Below are 25,887 nucleotides of genomic sequence, written 5' to 3' on the forward strand. Positions count from 1 at the left end.
ACTCGTGGCCACCCTGGCGGCGGACTGCCTCGGACCCCACGAACTACACCTCGACCCACTCCGCGTGTATGCCCACACGGCCGGCGCATGAAGTCACCTTGCCTGCCGAAGGGCTGCTGCGATCTCGTTCACCGTGCGCTCGGTCAGGGCCCACCATGGGCAACGATCACCGGGCGAACGGGTAATGATCCTCAAGCCCTCGCATTGCAACTGATCAGACGCACTCGTGAACACCCCAGGATGCGATGCACGGCGGCCGGCGCGACCGTGACGCCGTGCAGAGGCTGAAGATCGGCCGCGAGACGGGCGGGCCCGTGCTTGGCCCCTACGCAGCGCCTCCACCAGGTCGGCGATGTCCTCCGCGGTGCGGGCCGGGATGGTCGCCGGACGGGAGGAGTGGTCGCGCAGGCGAGGCAGAGGAAGGAGACGTTGAAGGAGCTCCGCAGGGGGCCGAGCACCGACCGGGCTCGGATGATCTGGACAGGCTCTGATGAGGAGGCTTTGGAGGAGCTCAACTGGAGCTGCCTGCCCGAGGATGAGCCAGGCGCGGAGCCAGCCGACGGCATCAGCTCCCACGCCGTCGTTCCGCGAGACACGGAGCACCCGCCCGAGGTCCGCACCTGTGCGGATCTTCGCAGCGAGAGCCGGTCCCGGCTGACGGCAGCGCTGACGCGGCTGGCCGCAGACACGGCAACCACCGGTGTGGCCACCGTGGAGATTGCCGACGCCCTGCGGCATCACGAGGCGCACACCCACGATCCGCACGACATCATCTTCCGTGGCTCGCTGACCACGCTGAAGACGTGGCTGGATGAGTACGAGGAGCGGGACGCGGGAGCTCGGGAGCAGGTGGAGGTGAAAAGGCAGGAGCGAGAGGACGAGCAGACCTACCTCCACGATCTCGTCGAGGAGTCACGCCAGGCCCTTGCAGAGACCCAGGAGTCCATCAAGGAACGCGTGCACAGTACGCTGGAGCGCATCAGTAACCAGCTCAACGTGCTGCACACAAGAGATGGGTACGCGGCGGACCTGCTCTACAACGTGAGCGCTCGCCGAGGGCCAGTGGATCTGCCATGTCGTGCCCCGGTGGCTCCTTGCTGGCCTACGATGCGCCCACCAACACCGCCCAGGAGAAGCTGTTCTCCATCCACCTCGTCCTGGCTGCCCTGCTGGCTGCGCCCGACGCGCGGGGCCGCGTCAAGCTCACCTTGAATGACCTCGTGGCCAGCCGATCCTGAGCGAAGCGTGCGCATCCGCCCACTGTCGCTGGCCCGACTTGCCTCTGCAGTAGGCGCGTCGACACCACATCCGACAGTGCCGGGTAGCCTCAGCGACACCACGTGTGACTGCAGGCGTAAGCCGGGGAGGACGAAGTATCCATGCTCGACTTGGAGGACCGCGTCAACCGGGTGTTCAACCCCGATGTCCGCCCCCTGGTACTCGAGGCGCACCGTTGCTATGCCACTGGCTCGACGCGGGCGGCCATTGTGCTGACCTGGACAGCCGTATGCGCCGACCTGATCCACAAAGCTCAGATCCTGGCCGACGAGAACGAGCCGGACGCCCGCGCGCTCGTCGCCGATGTCGAGCGCGCGCAACAACCCGCCGAGCCCAAAGCTGTGTCGATCATGCTGGAGGTGGAAGGGGCAATCCTCGAGACCGCGGAGAAGCTGGAGCTCATCGACCGCACCCAAAAGACGCAGCTGCAGCGGCTCCGCGAAGACCGGAACGTGGCCGCCCATCCGTCGCTACGGCTGTTCGGCGAGCTCTACGAGCCGACGCCCGAGTATGCCCGCGCCCACCTGGTGGCGGCCCTGGACGCGGTCTTGATACATCCGCCCAGCCAGGGTCGCACGGTCGTGACAAGCTTTTGCACCCACGTCGCCGATCCGAACTTCACCTTCGACCAGCAGTATCTGAGCTACGCATTCTTCGATCGGGTACGCCCCTCTGTCCGGTCCAAAGTCGTCGGCTTCGCCGCCAAGTTTGCGTTGCTGCAGATCGCAGATGACAGGGTGACGATCTCTCCGGCGGAGCTCGCCGACCGGATGGGCCGCTGCCTTCGCCACTTCGCCGAGCGCGACGCCGACACCGTCACCCAGGCGCTGAAGGCTCACATGGATCGCCTGGTGGAGGCCGATCCGACCGTCCAGCTGGCAGCACTGGCACGACTCGGCAATCTTCCTGCCTTCTGGGGCCCACTGCCGGGCCCCCTGCGCACCCTGTTCAACACCCGACTGGGTGCAATTGGGCGGAGCGACCAGGTAGGACGGCTCACGCCGGACGAGGCCCGCGCCTTGTCCCTGGTGACGCACCCCGAAATCCGCGCCAGCCTGCCCGCCCTCGAGGATGCCTTCGCAGCGCTGCATGCCAGCCATCGAGCGCAAGTGATCGGGCTGCGTCCGGACCAGTACTACACAGCCCACCTACCGACGCTGCTGACGGATGTAGGCGGCTTCGATCAGGGAAAGTACGTGGCACGCACGGCAGTTCTCCCCTGCGCCGCTCTGCTGAGCCTAAGTGACCTCACCGACGTACTACGGGCCTGGTACGACAACAATCAGTGCTGGGGCCGTGGCATGACTCGCTACCTGGTGGACTTGTATCAGGACACAGCCCACCTGGGTCCCGAGCGCGACGCGATCTGGCGGGCCTTCCTCGAAGAGCTACGGCCCTACGAGAACCCGTTCAACGAGATCGCCACCGGTACCGGCCTCCTCGCCCCCACTGCCGAGCCGAACTCCGAGGACTCCAGCACCGCCCGCCCGGCCCAGACCCCAGTCCCCGCGCCGGAATGACTGCGGCTGCGCACCTGCCGTCTCCTACCTCGCCGTGCCGAGCCTCACACCAATCCGACCGGGCCCAACAGGCGGGTGATCCGGCAGGTGGGTCTGCCTCAGTGGAGGTTAGTGTTCGGTCAGCACGCGTCATCCAGGGGGGATTGTGGGCGTGGGTGGCATCGCTCGACAGTTGATCGGTAAGGCGACAGCCCTGGTGGGGCTTCTAGTCCTCGCAGTGGCCGGTGCGCTTGTCGTCGATATCCAACAGATGCTGTCACCCACCCTGGTGGTGACCCCCTGTGAGGATCGGAACAGCCACTGGATGGCGAGAGACTCCCAGACCTCCTGTGTGTGGGAGAAGGCGCTCCGCCAGCAAGACAGCGGGCAGGAAGGCGGCGCGTCAAGCACAACCGTCCAGATCGACGTCAAGGAACGGAAGCGGCTGCTTGAAGCCAGCGTGGCAGTAACCCTGCCGGCCAACGGGCCGGTAGCCGATGCGGTACGTAGGGGCGAGGCGGCTCGCCGTCCGGACGAGTTTGTCTATGAAGTTGTCGGCAGCATTGCTTTTGCCAACGTGTACGTCGCCTGGGGCGCTCCGACCATGAGGCCTGGCGGCGATGGTGAGGTGGTGGTCGCCCTAACCGGCAGCCCTGCCCCCTACGGGTGGGGCGGAATGCGGTCGGCGGCCGCGGTAAAGGTGGAAGTCAGCCCGGCCCGCTACCCGACCAACCTGGCCGTGACCGCCACCGAGCGGGTGGTCATTGCCTCGCGCATGCCCCGGGCGGGGACAAAGGTGGACGGCACGAAGCTGACGGCTCGTCTCCCTGGGGACGGGAAGCTCTGGACTGTAACCTTGGGCTCCTCGCAGCCGCGCGCAGACATCGTCGACACAGCCCTGACCACGCCCGCCTGGTGGAAACGGGCAGAACCTGTGGGACAGGCAGTTGTCACAGGATGGGGTGCGTGCGCGAGCATGCTCCTGGGAGCCTTTCCCTGGATGCTGCTCCTCCTCGCAGGACACGCTAAAGCCTTCCGGCCGTTGAACCGACGTCCCCAGTGGGGTCGGTATGTGCGTCTCACCGGGCTGGTCTTGGCCGTTCACCTGTCGGTCGCTGTGGTGCTCACGGCTCAGTTCGACTACCCCGTCCAGCTCGCGTTCAATGCGGATGGGGCCTTCTTCCAGTTTGCGGACTCTTGGTTGCCCTGGTCACCGGACAGGAACGTCGGCGTCGACGGCATGACTGTCCTTCTCCTCACCGCCGCCGGGACACTGCTTCCGAGTGCCATCCGCCGTACGAGGCCAGCCCTTCTCGCCCCGAAGCGAGCATGGATCACTTCAATGTGGGGTCTGCCGTGGCTGATCCTCCTCCTAGGCTGCGCCGTGCTCGTTGCGACAGCCGGTCCATTCCCGAGCGGCCTGGCCGAGACAGCTGTCGGCGCCCTCACTCTGTACGGGGGCACTCTGGCCGCCCTCGCCGTTCTTACCGGCTTGGCACGCCCCCTTCTGCGTGTAATCCGCGCCCCCGACGGCCCCCCGCCCCCTCCTCTGGGCAATCTCGTCATCTGCGCGGTCGTCGTGGCCGGATTGGCGACCTACCACCACTACTTCGGCTACATTCCGTGGGCGTTGCGCTGGGTACTCCTGCTGCTGGCGGGTGCTACAGCACTCCTCTGCCTGGCCTCACTGTGGTTCCAAACCGTGACCGGGCGCCCTCTCGGTCGGCGCAACCTTATCGGGCTGGCGCCAGCCGCTCTCGCTCTTACCGTGCCGTGGTATCAGGCGGACTACTCGTACACCGGCTGGGAGCTGTTCGTCTCCTTCGCTCAGGGAGTCGACGGGCTGCTGGCACTGCTCCTGGTTACCGCCGGGGTGCTCACGTTGCGCCGCATCGGGCGCGGCCCTGTCGCCTCGATGGCACAGTTGCAAGGCCACCGTGCCATCGGCGTCGCGGTCGCCGTGATCGTGCTGTCTAACGCCTACTCCTTCTACCGGGTACCCACCCTGTGGGGTCTGCTCGCGGCCGTGATCGGCGGCTTGTTCCTCCTGCCGTCCGGGCAAGTCGCCCGGGCCGCGGCGGTAGTGAGCCAGGATGCCGCATCCCATCGTCGGGCACTGGGCGGCACCATCATGGCCGGCGCTGCACGGCGCCAACTCCATGTCGCGCGGCGGACCTCACGCGAGAAGACAGCAGAGGAAGGCGGCAGCCTGGCCGCACAACAGCGGGTGATACGCCGACTGGAGCTTGTGGCGTGGCGTGACCGCGATGCGGCGACCGGAGGATCGTCGCCCACCACACGTGAACGGGCGCTGGGTGCGCTCGCCAGCCGCAGCCCCTGGCACAGGGGCATCTGGGGAGCTCGCTGGGGACTTGTGTTCGGACTTCCGTGGACGGCATTCGACCTGGCAGGAACAGCAAGCCTGACCCACGGCGACCCCTATGCGCTTCTGACCGTGGTGGGCACCCTCCTGCCCACAGCCCTGCAGTGGACGGGCGTGGGACTGTTCTTCGGGTACTTCTTCCCTCTGCTGGGCGGGCAAAGCGGTCTTACCAAAGCAATGCGGCTGACGACTGCGGCCGTGGCACTCACCGTGCTGGAGACGGCACTGGTTGCACACACCGGTTCCACCTGGCCCACGACCACGCTTGCTGTCGCTCAACTCCTGGCCTTCTGCATGAGCCTGGGCCTGCTGGCCGATCGCGACTCGCTGGCCCGGGCACGCTACCCCTGGGCACGTCTGGCGGATGTGCACAACCTCGGTTCACTCACCGCCTGGGCATCGTCGGTCGCAGCCGCACTCGCCGCGGCAGTGGCAGCTCTGGTCCTCGCCGGGGTGCAGCCCTTCGTTACAAACCTGGTCGAGCCTCCCGCCACTAGCCCACAGCCGAAACCCCCCGCGAGTACCGCCTCGCCCTGACACACACGCCGATGGCGCTCACCTGTCATGCCCGGCGGGGTCAATCAGCCAGCACCGCACATCCCGGCCAAGGACGGATGAGCGCACGGCACACTCACGAAGCTCAGTAGGACAGAGAGACGGACGAGCCTGACTCGATCCTCTCAGGGAATCGAGCCTCCATGACCCGGAACGTTCATCACACGCGTTCGCTGCGGCCGTCCACGTTTCACTGATCACAAGGGCTGCCATGCTGTCCACACAGCAGTTCCGCACCGCCAACCGGGTGGCGGTTATCGCACCTCTGACCAGCACAAACTCTGAACCGCTCCGGGTCTGGTGGAGGCTCCGGACTGCCCCGAGTTTCGTGGAGTTGGCTTGCTGGATTTCTTACGCTACCGGCGCCTGGCGGAGTTCGTACTCGACCGGGCTGAGCACGGCCACACCATTCCAGCCTCGACAGCCAGGTTCCGCACCCCCGCCGACGTTGCCACATTCCTCGCGAACAGCAGACTAGGGTTTGCCCTCGTTTGTGGACATCTCTTGAAGATCGGATCGTGGGGTCCGAGAAGGAGGTGTCGAGGTGGGTGCTGTCCGGTATCCGGAGGAGTTCAAGCGGGACGCGGTCGAGCTGGTGCGGTCCACCGGCCGCACGGTCGGATCCGTTGCCAGGGAGCTCGGCGTCAATCCGGAGTCGCTGCGGTTGTGGGTGCGCAAGGCGGAGGGGCCGGCCGGCGGTGGGGACGGTGAGGTGGTGACCCCGTCGGAGCGGGCCGAGCTGAAGCGGTTGCGCAAGCAGGTGAGGGAGCTGGAGCTGGAGAAGGAGATCCTGCGGAAGGCCGCCCAGTATTTTGCGAAGGAGATGGGTCGATGATCGGCCGCTGGCGATTCATCTCCGACCACCATTCGGAGTACGGCATACAGCGGCTGTGCAGAATTCTCGGCGTTTCCCGGTCGGGCTTCTACCGGTGGCGTCGGGCGGCGCCGGTCCGGCAGGCGCGTGAGGCCGATGAGGCGGCGCTCACGGAGCGGATCCGGGCCATACACGGTGAGGCGAAGGGCGCGTACGGGGTGCCGCGCATCACCCGCGAGTTGCGCGCGGACGGCCCGGTGGTGAACCACAAGCGGGTTGCTCGTCTCATGCGGGCGGCGGGGATTTCTGGTCGGCATCTGCGGAAGGGCAAGCGCACCACGATTCCCGATGCCCGCGCGCCGAAGGCCCCCGATCTGCTGGAGCGGGACTTCACCGCGCCGGCGCCCAATGTGCGCTGGTGCGGCGATATCACCTACCTGCCGGTGGGGAAGACGTGGATGTATCTGGCCACGGTCATCGACATTCATTCGCGCCGGGTGGTGGGCTGGTCGATGGCCGAGCACATGCGCGCCGACCTGGTCGTCGACGCGCTGGAGGCCGCCGTGGCCACCCGCGGCGGGTCCGTGGACGGCGTCGTGTTCCATTCGGACCGCGGAACGCAAGGCGGATTCAACCGGTCGTCGCAACACCTCGTGATCAGCGAGGTGTTGGATGGTTCGTCGTCAGCAGGCCGCGGATCGGGCGGTACGCCCGAAGCTGAGGTCCCCGGGGCATCCGAAGTATCAGCGTCACGTGGAAGCGGCGTTCTGGGACGAGATCGCCAGGGGGCTTCTCGCCGAGGAAGCGGCCGGGGTCATCGGTGTGGCGCCGGCGGTGGCCACGCGCTGGTACCGGCAGTGTGGCGGCATGCGACCGTTCGATCCGAAGCCGCATACGGGCAGGTACCTGTCGTTCTCTGAGAGAGAGGAGATCGCGCTCCTGAAAGCCCAAGGCAAGGGCGTACGCGAAATCGCCCGGGAAGTCGGCCGTGATCCGGGGACGATCTCCCGTGAGCTGCGCCGCAACGCGGCCACCAGATGCGGGAAGCTCGACTACCGAGCATCGGTCGCGCAGTGGAAATCGGACATGGCCGCACGGCGCCCGAAAACGGCAAAGCTGGTCGACAACCCCCGGTTGCACGCATACGTCCATGAGCGACTGTCCGGACGGATCAGCACGCCCGGCGGCCAGGCGATCGCAGGGCCGGCGACGGGCGAGTGGACAGGGCGGAACAAGCCGCACCGCAAGGACCGCGCGTGGGTGCAGGCATGGAGTCCGGAGCAGATCGCCAACCGAATCAAGCTCGACTTCCCGGATGATGAGTCCATGCGCATCAGCCACGAGGCGATCTACCAGGCGCTTTACATTCAGGGCCGCGGGGCACTGAAACGGGAGCTGATCTTGTGCCTTCGCACGGGCCGCGCGCTACGCGCCCCGCGTGCTCGTTCGCGTCGCAAGACCTGGGCGCACGTGACGCCCGAAGCGTTGATCAGCGAACGGCCTGCCGAGGCCGAGGACCGTGCCGTTCCCGGCCACTGGGAAGGGGACCTGATCATCGGGCTGGAGCGGTCCGCGATCGGTACGGTCGTCGAGCGGTCCACTCGCTTCACGATGCTGATTCACCTGCCGCGCGAGGAAGGCTACCGGCACAAACACACGATCAAGAACGGTCCTGCGCTGGCCGGTTATGGCGCGATCACGATGAAGAACGCACTCGCCAGCACCATGTCGACGTTGCCCGAGCAGCTAGCACGGTCACTGACTTGGGACCGAGGCAAGGAGATGTCGGCGCACGCGCAATTCAAAGTCGAGACCGGCATTCCAGTGTTCTTTGCCGATCCTCATAGTCCGTGGCAGCGCGGCACGAATGAGAACACCAACGGGCTCCTGCGCCAGTACTTCCCGAAAGGAACCGATCTCTCGAGGTGGTCCGCCGAGGAGATCGAGGCCGTCGCCCACACCCTCAACACCAGACCCCGCAAGACACTCGGCTGGAAGACACCGGCCGAGGCGTTCGACGAACAGCTAATGTTGCTCCAACAGGCCGGTGTTGCAACGACCGGTTGAATCCGGTCAATACACGTCCGCGGCTTTCGCGTCGGCCTGCCGGAAGCGCGGCATACGCCGGTCGATGGGTCGCGTCGGATCGAGTTACGACAATGCGATGGCCGAATCCTTCTTCGCGAGCATCAAACGGGAACTCCTCTACGGCGAGCGGTGGCTGCGGAGTTGCGAGGCCCGACTGGCCGTGTTCTCGTGGATGGCTTGGTACAACAATCGCCGACGGCATTCCGCACTCGGCCACATCAGCCCGGTCGAGTTTGAAAGGCGCTCGGTCACGTCAGGTAGCCTGAACCTGGCTGCATAGTTCGCGGATGTCTACGTAACGGGGCGAAGCCCAGACCCACCGAGATCAAAGCAACATGTTGATTCTCTGCGAGCCCTTGGACCGCACACGCAAGTGCCCGGGCTTGCCCGCAAACACCGAGGCCGACCTCGATGGCGACGTGGCCGCACACAATGCAACGCTCGGGCCCCTCGCCCCGCACCCTGCTGGCGACCGCGGCGCTCGAAGGGATGCCCGAGGCCGTAAGCGCAGTGCGTAAGGAGGAGCTGATGCAGAGTTCCGAGGCTGGTACACACCGCTTACTTCACCAATCCAGACGTACGCAGACTGATGCTGCTTCATATCGGCCGGACACAGACATCGGCCCACCCCGATGCGACACCCGAGGACGACGGGCTGATCGCATGGCTCACCGACCGGCAGACCGTGATCCAAGAGCGCTTCGCGGACCTCCTGACCCGTGCCTTTGGCCCAGCCCCTCACAGCACGGTGCTGGGCGCCACACCTGAGGACTAGACCGGTCGTTCGATGCTGGGCACCCCGCCGAGGGGGGCCCTCGACGAAGGGCCCGGGGCTCCGCCTTGCGACAGCGGCGTCCCGGGCCCTTCGTCTGTTTCCGGGCCCTCCGACGCCGTGATCCGCTACGGTCCGTACGAGCAGGAGCACTGCCGGCCCGGTCGCCCAACAAGCCGGGGCCCGGCGAGGGCCACGCTCGGCGAAGCGACGACATCCGGGGGGTGTGATGGCGTCCGAAGCCCTATTTGGTTTCGTGGGCGTCGTGCTCGGATCCCTGACCACTGCCGTGGTGACGATCTACAGCGAGCGTGTCGCAGGCAAGCGCGAGCTGGCGCTCCGCACGGAACAGCACGAGCGTGAACGCCAGACCGCGCGCGACACCTTTCAGCGCGAGAGCGTCCTCGCCCTGCAGACGGCCGTCAGTGACATGATCAAAGCGTGCTACGACGAACTCGACCGAGTCCTTGCCGTTATGGCCGACACCGGCACTTGGCCGGCACGTGAGTGGGCGACCCCGACCGCCGTGGGCTGGTCGGATTCAGTGCTTCGCCTCGAGTCTTCCCTGGGGCGTGTCTTCGACGAGGAGCTCCGCACACTTGCGGCGCGCCTGCGCGACGCTGCTGGGCAGTCCGTCTGGGCGCGGACCCTGGATGAAGCGAAGTCGGCTGGCGCGCAGATCGAACCGATGCAGGTCGAGTTCAATCGCGCGGTGACCAGGGTACTGACCACGCTGTACTGACCTACTAGTGATGAGGGCAGCGAGTCATCCCCACCCGCGGCCGAATCCGCTCTGGTTGCCACATGGTCGGGAGACTCTCCCGAACGCATATGCGGTGCGCTCGCCTCGGCCGCCACTGATCTCAACGAAGTAGGTCAAGCACAGGCCAACGTGCCGAGCCGGCTGCAGACGTCACAGCCGACCAGGCCGAACCGTCGCCCGCGGCTTGAGCGGCCAGCTCTGTAGCGCCCAGCACGACGATGGCACCACCACTGACGCCCACCGGAGCGATCCGCACGTCCCCGCACCCCTGGACACCCTCGCCGACCTCATAGACAACGACCGCCCGGCGACGGCACCGGCCGCAACTTCTCCCCCGCCCTTTGCCCCGCCTCATTGCCCAGGAAGGCCGCGGCCGGGCGGGGGAGGTCTGGTTCCTGCGTGACTGCAAATGCACCACTCCCCCGCTGCAGATGCATGGGCGCAGTACGAAGGGAGCGACATCATCAAAGGGCAGGTTCTCGCTCGCGAGTTGGTGGTCGGCATGAGAATGACACGGCCCTTCGTCACTCGTGCCAGCAACGACGAACGCTGGGTTCTGCCATCGAAGTTTGATCGCGCAGGTCGAAGGATCGGGCGAGCGCCGGATTGTCAGTCCAGGGCTGCGTTGAAGGTCGTGCGGTTGGTCGAGGTGTAGGTGTGCTCCCGCTCGGACCACCGGATGCGCCCGGTGATCTCGTGGTCGTCGGCGAGGTGCGGGGACGGGCGCGTGAGGTGGCTGCGCCACCACCGGGCGTTGCGCAGCTGGCGATCGAGCGTGGCCTCGATGAGGCGGGAGCGGGAAGCGGCGTCGAGCCCGTAGGCGTCGGCGAGGATGCGTACCTGTGCGGCCTGGACGGCGGTGGGTGGAGCGTCGGGCTTGGAAGAGATGCACCAGGTCCACGCCATGTAGCCGAGGTCTTCCAGCGGATCGCCGGGGGCGGCGGTGTCGAAGTCGATGAAGGCGACCGGGACCTCGCCTGCGAAGACCGTGTTGTTCGGGCCCGGGTCGTGGTGGCAGACCACGGGGTGCTGACCGGCCAGGCGACTCGCGCGGGTGGCGTCGTGGAATGCGCGGAGCAGGGATCCGGCGGCAGCCACCTGGGGGTCTGTCCAGCGCTGGAAGCGGGCGGGCACCCGGCCGGGGAGGTAGCTGAGGACATCGCGGCCGGCTCTGTCGAACCCGAGATGACGGGGAGCGCCAGTGAAGCCCTGCCGTCGAAGGTCGCCGAGCAGTTCGGCGACGAACGCGGACGAGGCGGTGGCCGGCCGACGGACGGTATCGCCGACCCTGACCACACCTGGAGTGATGCGTCCGCCGGACAACGGCACTTCGTTCTCCATGGCCATCCCCTTCGCGCGCGGACCATCGGTCAATCTTCAGTGACAAACGGTCAAGGTTCGGTGTCAGAGGACAAGCGGATGGGCTGGCCTGGGGCTTCTCGGCCCGATGCGGGCCCGTGCTGCGTCGGTTCAGTCACTGCGGCCGACGTGCTCGATGTGGATGGTGAGGGCCTGCTGGTCGACCCGGTACAGCACGCACCAGGGGCCGCGGTGCAGTCGGTAGTGGTGGGTGCCCCAAGGCCGGGCGCCCTTGGCGTCCGGGCCGTCGGCGAGCGCGTCGGTCGCAGCGAGCAGGGAGCGTATGTTGGTCGGGTCGTTCTTCGGGTAGTCGGCCGCCTCGTCCAGGGCGCGCGGCTCCCACGTCACCGACCAGGTCGTCACCGATCACCCTCGGCGGGGCCGGCCGCTCGCAGCAGCTGCACCCGGGCGTCGGCGTGTGGGACGGGCTCGGCGGTGATGCCCAGCGCGCGGTCGCGCTCCAGACAGGCGATCGCGAGGGCGTCCTGCAGCTCGGCGAGTTCCGCCGGCGAGACCAGCACCGCGGCGGGCACGCCCCGGTCGGTCAGGGTGATGTGCTCGTGCTGGGCGGCCCGGCGGGCGAGCTCTCCCAGCTTCCCCCGCGCCTCGGCGATCGGATATTTAGCAGACATGCATCTACCGTACAGCTGCTGTACACAGGAGGGGCCGGGTGGTCAGGGAGGAGCGGCACGGGATGCCGTGGGATGACCGCAGCCGAAGCCCGCGACCCCGGCCATGCCCGCACGTGGGTGGTGCTCGTCGACGGCTCCCGCCACCAGCTCGACCTCATCCACGCCGAATCGTCGGCGCCCGCCGCGCCCATGGCCGACAGCTAGACAACGAGTTCGCGGGGGAGGCGGTCTAGGTTCGGGGCGACGATACCGGCAGGCTTCTTGTCTCCGGTCCAGGACAGGGTGGCGGCAAGCTCTGGGCGACCGTCTGAGACGACGGTGCTGGAGACGACCTTCTCCACGAAGATCTTCACCAGGCGGTGGCCATACTCACGCACCCAGCGCCGAATGTTGCGGGTCTGGTCCTCCAGCCCGCAGCCTCCTCAGCTTGCTTCGCGGTGGATACCCGGACATCCACCATCATTCGCAGGTGATCGCCTCCAGCGCTGTGACCTGCTCTGTCACAGCTATTGGCCTGGCCGTTCTCGTTCCTTTGAAAGGCGAGGACTCGTCCGGGCACCGGGCCCGGCTCATGAAGTTCCGCTGGAAGACGAGGAAGATTCGCAGCATCGTGGTGCCCCTGCACGCAACGGCGGGACCTCATCTACCAGTACGCATTCAACTCACACGGCAACGCGTCCCACAGGCATGCCAGCCGACCGACTGCACCACCCTGGCCGGACACAGCACAACGGACGGTTGCTGCAGCGCAGTGGCGGCCGCGGCGTCATGTCTGAGGACGGAGGGCGATTGATGGCGCCGGTGTGAAACGGTCATCATGCGACCAGAGTTGTGAAACAGCGAGATGACCGACAAGAGCCTCTGTATCTATGTAACTCCCCCATGATGCGACACCTCGGCTGTCATCATGTGCCGAGGGGGCCGGTGGATGGCACGATGCCGCTGGCCGGGGGGTATGGGGAGGCACGATGGCCGCCGAGTCTTCAGCGGCGTTGGATGTGGGCGCGTTACTCACATCGGATCTGTTGATCACGGATCGGAAGATCGCCGGGCATGCACGCCGCGCCCTGCTCTCACCAGAGCAGCCTGCTCTCGTTTACCTGCAGAAACGCGTTGCTGCTGAGGACGTCGAGGTTCTGTTCACCCTCCGCGACGAGGAGACGGACGTCCATCGGCTGCTGGCCCCTCGAGGTGCTGCGGCATCCCACGTCCGTGCTCTCGGGGACCTTAGCCCGCACGGCGTGGATGAGCCGGCCGCCGCCCAGGCGCTGCGGGCCTCTGCTGCTATGGCACTCGCGCTGGTGGGCGATGTGGAGGACGCCCCGCGCCAGTTACGAACCGGGCTGCTGTGGTTACGGCACTGCCAAGCCCACCTTCCGCTCGACGGATTAGAGACGGCGGGTCTACTGGGCCAAGCTGCGCCTGGACATGCAGCACGGATCCGTCGGCTGCTGGCGGGGCTCGGTGAGGAGGAGCGGGACCTCGCCCTGCCGGTCCTGCTGTGGCTGCTGACCCTGGACGGGGCGTTGCCCGAACCGCGCAAGGTAGCCGAGGCAGGCGTGCTGTTCGACACCCGGCGCGGCCACGGAGCATCTGGGACCCTCACGGTCGCCGTTGTGCCCGACGGACCACCCGCACTGATACCCGACCCCCGAACGATGTCCGGCTTCCGGGCTGACGCACGGTTCCAGCAATCTCTGCGGGATGCCTGGACGGCGGCGGGACACCGCGTTACCGGGACCGTGCTGTGGTCCCTGACAAACGCGGAAGGAGTCGTGGGGGCGGTAGCCGACCGGTCACTGGGCTGCGCCTTCGGCGTGCTCATCAAAGAGGCTGGGCGCCGAACCCGCACTCACCCGCGGCTGTCGGGTGAACTGAACCCTGGCGCCAGGCCTCTACAGCGCCTCCGTGCCCGGTTCTCTCTGCCGGCGATCCGCCGTCTGAACTCTCGTACGGCGCTGGTCGGTGCGCTTGACGGGACGCCGGCTGGCCGGCTCGTCACCGTGGGCGGTTACGCGGGAAAGCTGAAGGCGGCGCACAACGGGCAGAACGTCATCATCCCGGGGGCAGACGAAGTCGACGCCCGCCATGAATGGAAAGGCGACAAGTCTGCGAAGCTCCTGCCCGCCTCTACCATCGGCGAAGCCGCCCGCCTGGCCCGGACCTGGGACGGACCAGCCCTCGCGCGCTGGGCCAAGGTGACCGGGCCCGCCCTTCTGGTCGTCCTCGCGGTGGTCGGAGGAATGGCGTACTCCTTCGCCAAGGCGGGCGATGAGGAGGCGGACAAGGCGCTCGCGGCGGATCTCGCCGCGCAGGCCATGACTCTCCGGCAGACCGATCCCCGCCTCGCGGGGCTGCTCGGCCTCGCTGGAAGCCGCATCCGACCGGATACCCCGCGGGCAGTGCAGGCGATGCGCGACGTACTTGACGCCAACTCCGGCGTGCGGCGCTCGTGGCAGGCCAGCCCTACCCGGGTGGACGGCGTCGCCGTGGACGATAAGCGTGACCGTGTCTACACCACGGGCGACGACTCGGGTGTTAAGTCCTGGGACCTGCGCACGGGAGAGTTCCTGGGGAAGGCGCCCGGGGAGGTGAGCGGCCTGGTGCTCAGCGACGTGAGCGGGCTGCTCGCCGCTCGCGACGCTAGGGTCGTCTCCCTGTATGAGGTGTTGGACGAGAAACCTGTCCTGCTGGGGACGTTGCCGGTGCCGACCTGCGCACGGGCGGACAGCGAGACCGTGGCGACTGCCTTCACCGACCGGGGTGTCCGCCTCGTGGAGGTACGCGACGACGGCACGATGGCGCAGTACGACACCACCACCCGCCAGCAGACAGACTGCCGACGGCTGGATGCGATGGATGTCCCGGGGCTGCCGGGTGGCCTGCGCGTGGTGGTGGATGCCTCCGTGGCCCTCAGTCCCGCTCCTCGGGCCGACCAGGAGCCCGCCGAGGAACGGGTGGTCGTGCTACTGACGAACAACCGCGTGCTCTCCGTCGGCCTGGACAGCCACAAGGTGGCGGTGGAGATCGAGGAAAACGACGTCCAGGATGTGCCCTCGCACATCGGGGCGAACGACGAGCTGATCGTCCTCGCCACCCCGGGAGGCGTCCAGGCCTGGGACCGGGTTCGGCGCCGACAGCTCAGCTTTCCCGTGGGTGCGCTGGCGATGGCCCCCCGCGCGATGGTCGAGCACAGCGGCAGCGTCGCCATCGCCGGCGACGCCGGCACTGCCCTGGTTCCGCTCGGCACTGGCTACGATGCCGCCGCGAGCCGTGGTCTGGATCAGCCCCGCGGTGGCCCGGCGACCGCCGTGGCCGTAGGGGATGAGTTCACGGTGGTGGCGGCGGGGCGCGGCGGGCGCGTCAACATCCTCGATGACAAGCCCGGACCGCTGGGCCGCAGCACGGCACCGGCGACCAGCGCCGCCGCCTTCGCTGGGGACGGCCGGCTGCTCCTCACCGCCTTTTCGGATCTCGGCAATGCCTCCGACGGGCTGTACACCGTGCGTCCGGAGGCCGCAGAGAACCCGTCCAGCCCCATCGCAAGGGACTGGCCGCACGAAACGGACTACCCCTCCCGCGCGTTCTTCGTCAACGACGTCGCAACGAGCCCAGAGTTCGTGGCGGGCGCTGGACAGTTCAACGGGCGGGGCACGATCGTCCTGTGGCGGCCGGATGGCACCTGGCTGCGGGACCTGCGTCCGTCCGGGGTGGACGAGACGGGCCGTCCTAGCGACGAACGGATCGTCATCGACGTCGAGTTCCTTCCCAAGGCCCATCTGCTCATTGCCCGGCACGTCACCGGGCCGGTGACGGTGTGGTCCACGCAGACCTGGAAGGAGCTGGATACCGTCCCCCTCGCCGAGGGCATCAGCCTCCGGGTGCACGGCAGTCGTGCTGTCGTCCTCGAACGGCCGGGCGAGGACGGTGCGCGGGTGGTCACCATCGATCTGACTACCCCGCGGAACGCCCATACTCGGGCGGTGAAGGCCCCGGGGGCCTATCGGCTGGACTGGAGCTACGACGGCTCCCGCCTCGCTCTTCTCAGCGAGGGAAATGTCGTCCGCTACCTGGACGCGGAGCTGCGTGACACCGGATCTCCGCTGCGCCTGCCCGAGGCCGCCACCGTGCCGACAACCGTGGCCCTGTCGCCCGACGCACGCCGGACGGCCGTCGCGTTCGCCGACCAGGTCCTCGTCTACGACACGGCAACGGGCCTGCAGTCGATGCCTGCCCTGCGTCGCGTCGGTGCCGGCGACATCATCCACCTGTCGTGGTCGCCGAACGACCACAGGCTGGCCGCCGTCACCCGTTCGTTCCGCACGGACAACGCGGCCGGGCCGCTGAATCTCTGGCAGGTGGGCGGCATCGACTGGCGCCGGAGCATCTGCCAGTGGACCGACGGGAAGGGGCTCACCCGCGAGGAGTGGGCCCGCCACATCGGCGACCGTCATCCGTACATCGATCTGTGCGCCGAGGAGAAGTGACCGACGCATGACTCAAACCCGCATGCACATTGCCATCCGCGCCTCGGCGGCCGTCTTCCTGGCGACCCTCGTCGCCGCCACTGCCTGCACGGCAGACCCCACCGACCAGCCCGCCCCAGACGGCAAGGGCGCCAGCCCGACCTCGTCGGTAGCGGGCCGTCAGCGGCCAGTTCTGGCTTATGTACTACCGAAACATCAGGCCGTGATGGTGGCCGACGCCGCCGGCCGCACCTGGCGAGCAACCTCCACCAAGGTACAGGTGCCGGACCAGATCAGCTGGTCCCCCGGCGGCCGTCAACTGGTCTGGACGGACCCGGAGAAGGACGACACCGACACCACCGGACGGATACACATCCTCGACGTGACCACCGGCAAGATGGTCTCCCACCCCTGCCCCTGCAACGGCGTCGGCTTCCTCGGCGAGGACCCCGTCAGCCTCGCCAGCGACGGCAGCGCCCTCTTGGTGTTCCCAGTGACGGGCGGCAATCCGCAGCGGATCGCGCTGGGCCACAGCAAGGGACGGTACGGCCGCCTCGTCACGGGAGGCTCCGAGGACGTCACCCTGTTCACCCCGCTGCCTGAAGGACCGAACGTCTTCCGTGGCCAGGGCACTCTCGACACCGTCGACCGGCAGGGACACATCCGTGCGCTTCTCCCGGCGACACAACCCTCCACACTCGCCCAGGCATGGCGTGCACCCGACGGCAAGGGCGTCGCCTGGAGCAGCGCGGACAGCGGCGGCGCCTGCTGGACGGTCTCCACGCTCTTCGAGCACCCCGGCGGAACCGGCCGGCCGACACGCCTGCTGCCTGACGATGACGCATTCCACCGGTCACTCATCGAGGACCAGCGCTCGATCAGTTCCGCCGCCTGGGCCGGAGCGGGGTTAACCGTCACCTACGCCGGTCTCGCGGGCTGCCAGGCCCGATACCCTGAGCGCTCCGTCACCTACTACGTACACGACGGGAAGTGGGCCTACCTCGGGTCCGGCCTGCTCGGGTTGGCCCTCGGCGCCCATGGGCGGGTCGCACGCCTGCGTGGTGACGCTGGCGGGTCCGACGACGCGCCCTCCGGCGAGTTGAGCCTCACCTCTGGCGGTAAGGAACATGTGCTGGCAGACGGTGTGTCCACGTTTGCCTTCACTCCCGCGGAGAGCGCCGCCGCGCAGCCACCCGCCGCCCGGCCGCAGCCCGCTGCCGCAGCTGTGACGACGGTCGACGACCACGGAACGGCGCTGCCCGAGGCCATAGTCCAGCTCGCCCGCCGTATCGAGCGCGCTGCGGCCGCGGGCGACACCGAGGCTCTGGTGGGGCTGTGCACCGAATGTAAAAACGGAGTGGCGCAGTGGGTTCGGCGGGCGGAAGCGCCGGCGCAGATCCTCAGGACGATCCGCACCCATCCCGGTGTGAACGGCCCGCAGGGATTCATGTACCCGGGCCTGATCACGTGCGTTGACGAACCGGACCAGGACATCACGTGTACCCCGCAGCATCTGAGCGACGCCGTCGCGCTGGCCCTGAAACCGGACCGGGACAGCGAACACTACGGATCGGTCTACTCCTCATGGGAGACCGGGCTCGTGCCCTTGATTATGCGCATCGGGGAGAACGGAGAGGCCCGATGGACCGGACTGGCAGCCGGATGACCGGCTCCGGCGACCCTGGGAAACCACACCTGCGGGCCGCATTGCAAACAGGCGCTGAACCGGAACCCTCGCCAAGCCGCGATGGAGCCTCGCATCCGGCTGTCGGCCCCGGCACCGACCCGGGTCGTCCCTCTACGCGCAACAGCGACGCGCCAGCCGCATACGCTCCGGGTGCCCGGCCCGGGCCTGTTGGCCCGCTCGTCGGCGACCTTCGGACTGTCGGCGGTCCGGTCATGACCGGGGACCTACTCAACGGCAGACGGGTCATCGGCTTCGGCTGCGCGGCCCACGCCGCACCGACATCGGCCGACGACCGGCTGCTACTCGAAGGCGACGAGCACAGCGGGCAGCCGCTGCGCAGCACCGACCCCAGTCAGCATCCGGAGCTGGAGCGGGTCGGCCTTCGTCCGTACGAACAACTGGAGCGCAACCGGGTCGGTGCCGTGGACGAGGCCGAACGGGTCCACGACATTGACGCTCTCGCCCCCGACCTCACCAAAGCCTTCGACGAGCTGATCCACGGGGTGCATGGTCCTCGGTTCCTCCCCTCCCTCATCGACCGGTTCGCCGAGTCCGGACACGGCTTTTGGCTCGCCGGGGGTGCTCCGCGCGACCTGCTGTCGGGTTTCCACCCGGACGAGGTGGGCGACCTGGACGCCACGGGCACCGCCCCGGCCGGCGCCTTTTGCGACCTGGCCGAAGAGGTCCTCCAACGGGACGGCTTCAGCGCCGAGTGCCCGCGGCGATTCAGTCCAGACAGCCTGGTCTGCTCCATCCTTTCTCCGCAACGCGACGGCCACGTCCTGGACTACCGGGGCCTCGGCGTGAGCGGGCTGCCCTACCCTGCCACCGGCACGGATGTGAACCAGGACTGCCGGCAGCGCGACCTCACCGTCAACACCCTCCTCTACGATCCGCTCCACCGGGTCGTCCTGGACCCGCTCGGGCGGGCACTCGACGACCTGCCCCACCGACGCGAGGGCCCCCGCCGATTGGTCCTTGCCGGTGAGCCGCAGGATCCCGAGATCTGCGCGGAACTGCTGCTGCGAGCCCTGAAGTTCCGGGTGCGCTGGCAGCAGCCCGGCGACGGCCCCTCGGAGCACGCTTTGGGTGGGCGCCCGGAGGGAAAGCCTCGCCCGCAGGCCAGCCCTGGGGGGCAACGCGGCCTGGACGACAGCGCAGTGCGGGCGTGGGCCCAAGCCCTCCCTGCGGATCTCGCGGCGCGGCTGGATGAACGGGGGGAGGCAGCCTGGCGGCGTCTCCGGGCGCAGGCAGACACCTGCCTGCCAGACGGGCCGGACACTGTCTCCGCCGAGTCGGTCCACGCCTACGGCGCGGTCGCCGTGGAGTTGCTCGCCCGGATCGCCGGGACCGGAACTTGAGGAGCGTGGCCGGGCAGGAGGGTGTGATGACCGTGCATCGTCCGCTGAGCAGCTGGATCGCCCGCCTGGTACCGGGTGCGCCGAATGAACCCGCATCCCTGGGACGGATCAACGACGGTGACGAGCGGGCGGACGCCCGGGAGATGAACCGGTTCCGTACCGCCGCGTGGGCACGGACGAGCGTGACCGTCAGCCGAAACGACGCGCCCGCCCGGGCCCTCGCCCTGCAGGCTCCGGACGGCTCCCGCGTAGTCGAACTGGACGACCTCGGCAGGCCGCTGCCGGTCACAAAGGACGGCGCGGACCTGGTCGCGGAGCTGGAGACGTCTTGGACGACCGTCCCGGCCGACCCCCGGACCGTGGCACGGCTGAGGGCGCAAAGCCTGGAACTGCGCTACCTCCTGCTCCACCGCCTTGACCGGGAGACCGCGGCCCCCGCGGCCCTCTTCCACTGCCTGCCATGGCGCCGAGTCGAGGCCGCCGCGGACTCCGTTGCCGCCCTGCTCGACCCCATCGGTACGCCCCCCTCACCAGCCAACGGCGCCGCGGGGACGCCAGAGGCGCGGGAGCTGCGTCATTGGTTTACCCCGGCCGCCACCTCGCTCGCCGGTCCACTGTCGGTACTCGAAGCCGGACTGCGCGGCGCACGGGACGGCCGCTGGTTCGGACGCGAGGCGGCCGCCTTGCTCACAGGGCTGATCGCGGCGAACCCGGCGCGGCTGCCCACCTCCACTAGGTCAGCGCTGTCCGCGCTGGCCGAACGACTCAGTGTCGACCCTGCCCTGCGTCACAGCGCCCGACTGGCCGCCACCCACCTGGCGGGCGCCGGTCCCTCACCCACCACGGGGCCCGCGTCCGCCACCAGCCCCGCCACCACGCCGAGCCCCAGGCGCTCGACGGCCTTTGTGGATCTGTCTCTGACAGTGCGCCTTGACTCCGAGTTCGTGCTGCTCGCCTCCTCGGGAGAGCTGGAGGATGAGGACGAGAGCGTGGTCACCTTGCGGAAAGATCCGCTGACCGCCGAGGTGGCGGTGGCACGGGACGGCATGGTGGAAATCACCCTGGCTATCGAGGACGACGGGACCGCACCCGCCAGAACCGTGACGCAGGACGGACCGCTGTGTTATCCGGTACGGGTGAGCCCCGTGCGGGGGACCGCCGCAGTGGGCGCCCCCGCCCGATACTGGATGGTGCTCGACCGCACGCGCTCCGGATGGAACGGCTTCCTCACCGCACCCGCCCCGGAAGGGCAGTTCGACATCGGCCTGGATGCCCCGCCGCTCGCCTTGCCCTTCCTCGACCGGATCCCGCTCGCGGAACTCCGCGCCTCGCTGGATGCCAACGAATGGATCGGGAGCACCCGCTGGCACGAGATGATCGACGGGCTCCACCAGCACCACCCCGCGCACGCGGCGCTCGCCGCATACGACGCTGAACTCCCCGGGTAAAGCCCGGACATTCGACTCCAAAGGACCAAGCCCGGCGGATACCGTGTGCAGGTGGACACCGCCGATACATCACCCGTCACCTCAACGGCGCCTGACACGCAGGCGATCTCCCGGCACGGCACCGGTGGCGACCCTCGGCGCCGGGCGCTCGCCGCGGAGTTCCAGCGCCTCGAGGAGAGCGCGATGTACAGCGCCCAAAGCCAGTTCGAGGAAGCCAAGCGCTGGAGGGCGCTGCACTGGCTGCTGGGCGTCCCGGCGACGCTGCTCGCGGCGATCGCCGGAACGACAGCGCTGGCGGAGTCCACGGGCAGCACCGCCGCCGGCATTCTCGCCCTGGCCTCGGCAGGCCTGGGCGCGGTACTCACCACGGTCAACGCGCCACAGCGGGCCAGTCATGCAGCAGCTACCGCAAACACCTACCTGGAGATCCAGACGGCCGCACGACAGCACCGCGAACTCGACCTGCCGGACTGGACTCCCGGGGAGGCGCGCGAGGCCCTTGCCACGCTGACCGCCCGCCGCGACGCGCAGAACACCCAGGCGGACGTGCCCAGCCGCCGCGCGTACCGCAAAGCACAGGCCAACCTGCGCGCAGGAGCCCAGACCTATGCCGTGGACACGGACACCCGCTGACGCCTCCCCGACGACGCCCCGGCCAGGCCTGCGTCCAGAACGTACATGCCGCACCGCCCGTGTCTCGACGGTTCGGACACCACCGCCCCCGAGCTGGGAACCGACGAAGGGCGGCTTCGGCCTGGCAACAACGGTGGCACCCCGGCCCCAGTCGCCCACCGTCAGGCGCGCGCCGCCCCGTTCGCGAACGGGGCGGCGCCGGGGTCAAGCCGGGTCGTTGGTGTCTACGTCGGGGCCGGCTTCGTCATCGGGGGATTGCTCGTCCGCCGAGTCTGACGGTACGAGACGATCTGTGTCCGAGAGCTCCAGGGTGCGGTGGATGCCGTCGATGGGCGGCGAGTCGTTGTCTGTGACGATGATCTGCAGACGGTCGACGTGTTCGGTGGCGGTCTCCAGCAGGGTGGCGTACATCTTGCGCAGTCGTTCCAGGTCGATGCCCTCGTGGCCGACGTTGCTGCTGATGCCGTCGATGATCAGCAGATTGGGCAGGGGCCTGGCGTCGTCGTGGAGCGCCACCTGCTGGTGTGCGAGGACGTGGGCCACGTTGACGAGAACCTCGACGCCCTGGGACTGCAGGTCGGAGAAGGAGCGCCCGTCGACGACCGGCATGTAGGTCTCCCGGTTGATGCGGGAGCCTGGCTGGTTGTCGAAGCGGGGGGCGTCGAAGCTGCGGAGGGCGGCCTCGAAGGCTTCGTCGAGCCGGTCCAGGCGTGCATGGACGTCCGGGTTGCTGTGCCGGGAGGCGGCGACGCGGTTGTTGAGATCTTCTTGTTCCCGTTCCAGTTCCGCGATCCGTTCGCTCTGCCCCTGGAGGCGGTTGTGCAGGGTGAGAGCGTCGTCGATCCGGGCCAGGTGTTCTTCCAGCCGGGCCTGCTCAGCGGCGATGGCGCGAATGCGGTCCGTCTGGTCGGTGATGTAGGTGGCCGTAGCGCGGTCGAGCTGCTCGCCGAGCTCGGTGCGGCGGCGCGTTTGCGCGGATCGGACGGCCTCCAGTGCGTCGAGGCGGCCTTTGCTGCGCTTGATGAGTTCCTCGGTCTCGGTGACCTGCTCGATGATGCGGTCCTGCTCGGCGACGAGCGTGGAGGGGGCTGGGTCCTGCGGCGGGGTCTGCAGGCACAGTCTGCAGGTGGCTTCGTCGCCGCGTTCGGGAACGCCGGCGCCGCAGCGCGGGCAGGTGTGGAATTCGAAGTCGTTCAGCAGCCGTTCGGCGACCAGGGCGCGGGTGAGGCGGCGGCTTTGGGCGATGAGCTGGTCGCGTAGTTCCTCAAGCCGGGACATGGAGACGGCTTCGGCGGCTGCCCCGTCCGAGATGCGGGCGAGTTCGGCCTCCACATCTCCGATCTGCTCGCGCAGCGAGACGGTGGCGGGGTGGGTGAGTTGACGGGCCAGGGCCTGGTCGGCCTCGCGTGCCTGAAGCAGCTGTTGCTCGGTTTCCTGCCGCTGGACTTCGAGCTGTGCCCGGGAGGCGAACGCAGTCGTCTCCAGGATGCGTTCCAGGGTGGTCGCGTCTGCCGTCAGGGCGTTGAGTTCGGTGGTGACGGCGCGCAGGCGCTCGCGCAGTCCCGCAGCTTCGGGATCGTAGAGGCCGTAGAGGATCTCAAAGACGTACTTGCGCTTGATGTTCTTCTGCGCGTTGTCCGGGGTGCCGAAGACGGAGGTGTCGATCTCCTTCTGCCGCAGGACGCAGTACATCAGGTAGTCGCTGATGGTGACGGGGATGAGCGGGCTGGTCTCGTCCGTGGGGGCGCGGGGGACGCGGATGCGGGGCAGTCCGAGCATGCTCAGCCACCAGTCGCGGAAGGTCTGGTCGTAGCCGGCCTGCAGTTGGCTGGCGGGCAGGCGCCATACCTCGTGCTCGCCGCCGATCTCGGCGATGTCGACCTTGGCGGTGGAAGTGCTGACCAGCTGTCGCACGATGCGGAAGCGGCGCTCGCCGATGAGTACGGTGCCGGAGATGGACCGGCCGCGTAGCTCGGGCACGACGCTCACTTCGGCGCCCAGCAGGGCGCGCAGGCAGCTGATAGTGGCGGTTTTGCCGCCGCTCATGGAGCCCACGATGGCGTTCATGCCGGGCTGGAAGCGTACGGTGCGGCTGGTGTTGACCAGGGTCAGCGCTTCGATGCGCAGTCTCACAGGTGGGTCCCCCAGTCCGCCTCGACGATGTCGGGGAACGTCTCGTAGATGAGGTCCTTCAGCGTGGTGCCGCTCAGGTTGAAGTGGCGGCGCAGCAGCAGGGCCCGTTCCCTTACGGGGCGCCAGCTCTCGGTGTCTGCGAGGGCGCGGGCGACGTCGTGTCCAGCCTGGGTGGTGCGGTAGGTGGCGACGGCGTCTTCGTGTTTGGGTTCGATGAGGCCCTTTCCGGTGAGGGCGCCAAGCAGGGCGTAGTAGGCGGGGTCCCATGGCCCGTAGCGGTATCGGATCATGCTCTGTTCGATCGCGCCGGTCAGCCAGGGGTCCTCGCCGATGTCCGTGCCGGGCCGGCGGACGGACATGAGCTTGTGGAAGTGCCGGGGGTAGCGCAGCAGGAAGTCGAGCTTGGCGAGTTTCATCCGTCCCTCGATGCCCTTGCTTGCCCTGGTCTCGGAGAAGACGTCGATGAGCAGCAGCAGGCGTGCTTGAGCGTCGGCGGACGGTGGCCGGCCATCAGCGGGCCGGTCCGCCGGCGTGGGTGTGGCGGTGTCAGGAGGCGTCACGTGCGTCCCCCCAGTCGAAACGGCATTCGTCCGACACGGCGCACGCTCGTCCCATGAGCAGCACCCCGTCCTGCGCGTACAGCGGCGAGCGGTCGTAGGCGCCGGGGTTGTTTTGCAGTTCGACCTGCAGGGCGTCGAAGATGGCGTTCGCCGGCCGGGGGTTTTCTTCATGGGCGCGGCCGACGCGGCGTGCCAGGAACAGCAGCCGCTGGTCGAGGTCCGCCTCCACGGCCGGGTCGTCGGGCCAGGTGCCGAGTGCTGCTTCACGGAGCCGGTGGTGGTCGGCGTTGGCCCGCATCATCTGCGCGTCCTGCATGACGCCTCGGGAGGCGGCTCCCTGCCGGAGTTTGCGGACAAGGCTGGTCTCGGAGCCGGTCAGTTGCTGAGAGAGGTCTTGGAGCAGGACGTGGTCGGGGCGTGTGAGCCGCTGCCACACGTCGGCGATGACCGCGGCGGAGACCCGCTTGTTCAGCACGGCGGCCGGCGGGTTGTCGACGGCGAGCAGCTCGGTCCACCGGGCCACCGGACGCCCCTGCATGGCTTCCCGGGTACGGCGCAGCAACTCCGTGTAGAGGGCGTCGATCGTGGACATCGAAAGCCCGGGCCCCAGGTCGCCAAGTACGCGGGTGTTGTGTGCTTCGACGCTCTCCCGACGGACGAAGGTCCGCACCCGGACGAGCCCCAGGAACTCGCACAGCTGGTCCTCATCGGTGACCTTCAGGTGGGCGGCGACACGCTTGCGGCACGCTTCCGGGCCACTGCCCTGTCCGCGCGATAACGCCATCACGAGCGCGTCGGCGGGGTCGAGGTGCCCCTCGACGCCGGCGGTCAGCTGATAGACCTGCCCGGTACCCCTGACCGCCGTGTGGGTGCGCCACAGGCTCTTGAGCGGCTTCTTCGAGATCACGTCCGTCAGCGTCCAGGGCTCCACCGCATCGCGGGTCTTGATCTGCTGGTAGTCCCAGAACAGTTCCCCGGCGGCGCATCGGGAGTCGTCCCTGCGTGCGACGACGATGTCCTCGATGTGCTCGCACGTAACGTGCTCGACCGTGCCGCCTGCGAGCATCTCCAAGACCGCCTGCACAGCGACATGGACCTGGTACTCGTACCTCCGCAGAGTGGGCGAGCCCGTATCGTCCGGTGCTTCGATCTCGATCGGATCGGCCATTCGCCCCCCATTGCTCGTTACTACCCGAGCACGCAGCGTAAAACTTTTGCGATCTTTCGTCGACGGCACAGCGCAACAGAGTTGGGAAGCGGAGCGCGGTGATCACTAGTGCACGAAGGTGCTCACCCCGGGGCCAGACACGGTCCTGTCAGGCTCCCCCACCCGGTCAGCACAACGATTCGAAGTACCGCTCGGCCGAGATCTGCGCACGGATCCCCAGGCGGTCCGCCTGTATCAGGACCAACTCGCAGAGCAGCGGCGAAAGAAGGCGGCCAAGGCTGAAAAGAG

General features: G+C 68.2%; 21 protein-coding genes. 14 read left to right on the forward strand and 7 right to left on the reverse strand.

Going from position 1 to position 25,887, the window contains the following annotated elements; translation table 11 throughout:
* The first annotated feature begins 501 nt into the window (after positions 1-501).
* The 8 genes from AB0M28_RS20610 (at position 502) to AB0M28_RS20645 (ending at position 10,131) form a co-directional block, all read left to right on the forward strand.
* Positions 502-1,212, forward strand: a complete 711-nt coding sequence (locus tag AB0M28_RS20610) for a hypothetical protein (RefSeq protein ID WP_365406616.1) — start codon at positions 502-504, stop codon at positions 1,210-1,212.
* Between the two features lie 167 nt (positions 1,213-1,379).
* Positions 1,380-2,798, forward strand: coding sequence for a hypothetical protein (locus tag AB0M28_RS20615; protein ID WP_365406619.1), 1,419 nt, complete (start codon positions 1,380-1,382; stop codon positions 2,796-2,798).
* A gap of 151 nt (positions 2,799-2,949) precedes the next feature.
* Positions 2,950-5,697: a hypothetical protein gene (locus tag AB0M28_RS20620; RefSeq protein WP_365406622.1), complete on the forward strand. Its 2,748-nt coding sequence runs from the start codon at positions 2,950-2,952 to the stop codon at positions 5,695-5,697.
* Positions 5,698-6,259: 562 nt separating this feature from the next.
* Positions 6,260-6,550: a transposase gene (locus AB0M28_RS20625; RefSeq protein WP_365406625.1), complete on the forward strand. Its 291-nt coding sequence runs from the start codon at positions 6,260-6,262 to the stop codon at positions 6,548-6,550.
* Complete coding sequence (locus AB0M28_RS20630) at positions 6,547-7,449, forward strand: IS3 family transposase (RefSeq protein WP_365406628.1); 903 nt, start codon at positions 6,547-6,549, stop codon at positions 7,447-7,449. The genes AB0M28_RS20625 and AB0M28_RS20630 overlap by 4 nt, the downstream gene beginning before the upstream one ends.
* Positions 7,397-8,596 (forward strand): IS30 family transposase, encoded by a 1,200-nt coding sequence (locus AB0M28_RS20635; RefSeq protein ID WP_365406742.1) that lies wholly within the window; start codon positions 7,397-7,399, stop codon positions 8,594-8,596. The genes AB0M28_RS20630 and AB0M28_RS20635 overlap by 53 nt, the downstream gene beginning before the upstream one ends.
* The gene (locus tag AB0M28_RS20640; protein WP_365406631.1) at positions 8,577-8,897 is read left to right on the forward strand and encodes an integrase core domain-containing protein; all 321 of its coding nucleotides are present in this window, start codon (positions 8,577-8,579) and stop codon (positions 8,895-8,897) included. Before AB0M28_RS20635 ends, AB0M28_RS20640 begins: the two co-directional genes overlap by 20 nt.
* 721 nt (positions 8,898-9,618) lie before the next feature.
* Entirely contained in the window at positions 9,619-10,131 is a 513-nt protein-coding gene (locus AB0M28_RS20645; RefSeq protein ID WP_365406634.1) for a hypothetical protein, read from the forward strand.
* A gap of 630 nt (positions 10,132-10,761) precedes the next feature.
* Here the strand turns inward: AB0M28_RS20645 and AB0M28_RS20650 are convergent.
* The 3 genes from AB0M28_RS20650 to AB0M28_RS20660 form a co-directional block, all read right to left on the reverse strand.
* On the reverse strand, positions 10,762-11,493 hold the full coding sequence (locus AB0M28_RS20650) for an aminoglycoside phosphotransferase family protein (RefSeq protein ID WP_365406641.1): 732 nt from the start codon (positions 11,491-11,493) through the stop codon (positions 10,762-10,764).
* A gap of 129 nt (positions 11,494-11,622) precedes the next feature.
* Complete coding sequence (locus AB0M28_RS20655; RefSeq protein ID WP_365406644.1) at positions 11,623-11,874, reverse strand: type II toxin-antitoxin system RelE/ParE family toxin; 252 nt, start codon at positions 11,872-11,874, stop codon at positions 11,623-11,625.
* A complete protein-coding gene (locus AB0M28_RS20660; RefSeq protein WP_365406647.1) occupies positions 11,871-12,143 on the reverse strand; it encodes a type II toxin-antitoxin system prevent-host-death family antitoxin in 273 nt (90 codons plus the stop codon). The genes AB0M28_RS20655 and AB0M28_RS20660 overlap by 4 nt, the downstream gene beginning before the upstream one ends.
* 72 nt (positions 12,144-12,215) lie before the next feature.
* Here AB0M28_RS20660 and AB0M28_RS20665 point away from each other — a divergent pair, with 72 nt between their 5' ends.
* The gene (locus AB0M28_RS20665; protein WP_365406754.1) at positions 12,216-12,347 is read left to right on the forward strand and encodes a hypothetical protein; all 132 of its coding nucleotides are present in this window, start codon (positions 12,216-12,218) and stop codon (positions 12,345-12,347) included.
* Here AB0M28_RS20665 and AB0M28_RS20670 read toward each other — a convergent pair.
* A complete protein-coding gene (locus AB0M28_RS20670) occupies positions 12,344-12,553 on the reverse strand; it encodes a recombinase family protein (protein WP_365406745.1) in 210 nt (69 codons plus the stop codon). The two genes, AB0M28_RS20665 and AB0M28_RS20670, sit on opposite strands and share 4 nt — an antisense overlap.
* A 558-nt stretch (positions 12,554-13,111) precedes the next feature.
* Here AB0M28_RS20670 and AB0M28_RS20675 point away from each other — a divergent pair.
* The 5 genes from AB0M28_RS20675 (at position 13,112) to AB0M28_RS20695 (ending at position 21,738) form a co-directional block, all read left to right on the forward strand.
* On the forward strand, positions 13,112-16,630 hold the full coding sequence (locus AB0M28_RS20675) for a WD40 repeat domain-containing protein (protein WP_365406650.1): 3,519 nt from the start codon (positions 13,112-13,114) through the stop codon (positions 16,628-16,630).
* 7 nt (positions 16,631-16,637) lie between these two features.
* On the forward strand, positions 16,638-18,275 hold the full coding sequence (locus tag AB0M28_RS20680; RefSeq protein ID WP_365406653.1) for a hypothetical protein: 1,638 nt from the start codon (positions 16,638-16,640) through the stop codon (positions 18,273-18,275).
* A 233-nt stretch (positions 18,276-18,508) separates the two neighbouring features.
* A complete protein-coding gene (locus AB0M28_RS20685; protein WP_365406656.1) occupies positions 18,509-19,657 on the forward strand; it encodes a hypothetical protein in 1,149 nt (382 codons plus the stop codon).
* Positions 19,658-19,683: 26 nt separating this feature from the next.
* Complete coding sequence (locus tag AB0M28_RS20690) at positions 19,684-21,105, forward strand: hypothetical protein (protein ID WP_365406659.1); 1,422 nt, start codon at positions 19,684-19,686, stop codon at positions 21,103-21,105.
* A gap of 51 nt (positions 21,106-21,156) precedes the next feature.
* On the forward strand, positions 21,157-21,738 hold the full coding sequence (locus tag AB0M28_RS20695) for an SLATT domain-containing protein (protein ID WP_365406662.1): 582 nt from the start codon (positions 21,157-21,159) through the stop codon (positions 21,736-21,738).
* Positions 21,739-21,942: 204 nt separating this feature from the next.
* On the opposite strand, the gene AB0M28_RS20700 is transcribed toward AB0M28_RS20695, so the two are convergent.
* From AB0M28_RS20700 to AB0M28_RS20710, 3 genes are read right to left on the reverse strand one after another with little or no spacing between them, the layout of a single operon-like run.
* Entirely contained in the window at positions 21,943-23,871 is a 1,929-nt protein-coding gene (locus AB0M28_RS20700; protein ID WP_365406665.1) for a hypothetical protein, read from the reverse strand.
* Positions 23,868-24,431: a hypothetical protein gene (locus AB0M28_RS20705; RefSeq protein ID WP_365406668.1), complete on the reverse strand. Its 564-nt coding sequence runs from the start codon at positions 24,429-24,431 to the stop codon at positions 23,868-23,870. Before AB0M28_RS20705 ends, AB0M28_RS20700 begins: the two co-directional genes overlap by 4 nt.
* Positions 24,418-25,599, reverse strand: a complete 1,182-nt coding sequence (locus AB0M28_RS20710) for a dsDNA nuclease domain-containing protein (protein ID WP_365406671.1) — start codon at positions 25,597-25,599, stop codon at positions 24,418-24,420. Before AB0M28_RS20710 ends, AB0M28_RS20705 begins: the two co-directional genes overlap by 14 nt.
* Positions 25,600-25,887 lie beyond the last annotated feature (288 nt).

The sequence above is a fragment of the Streptomyces sp. NPDC051940 genome, assembly GCF_040680895.1.
Classification (GTDB): Bacteria; Actinomycetota; Actinomycetes; order Streptomycetales; family Streptomycetaceae; genus Streptomyces.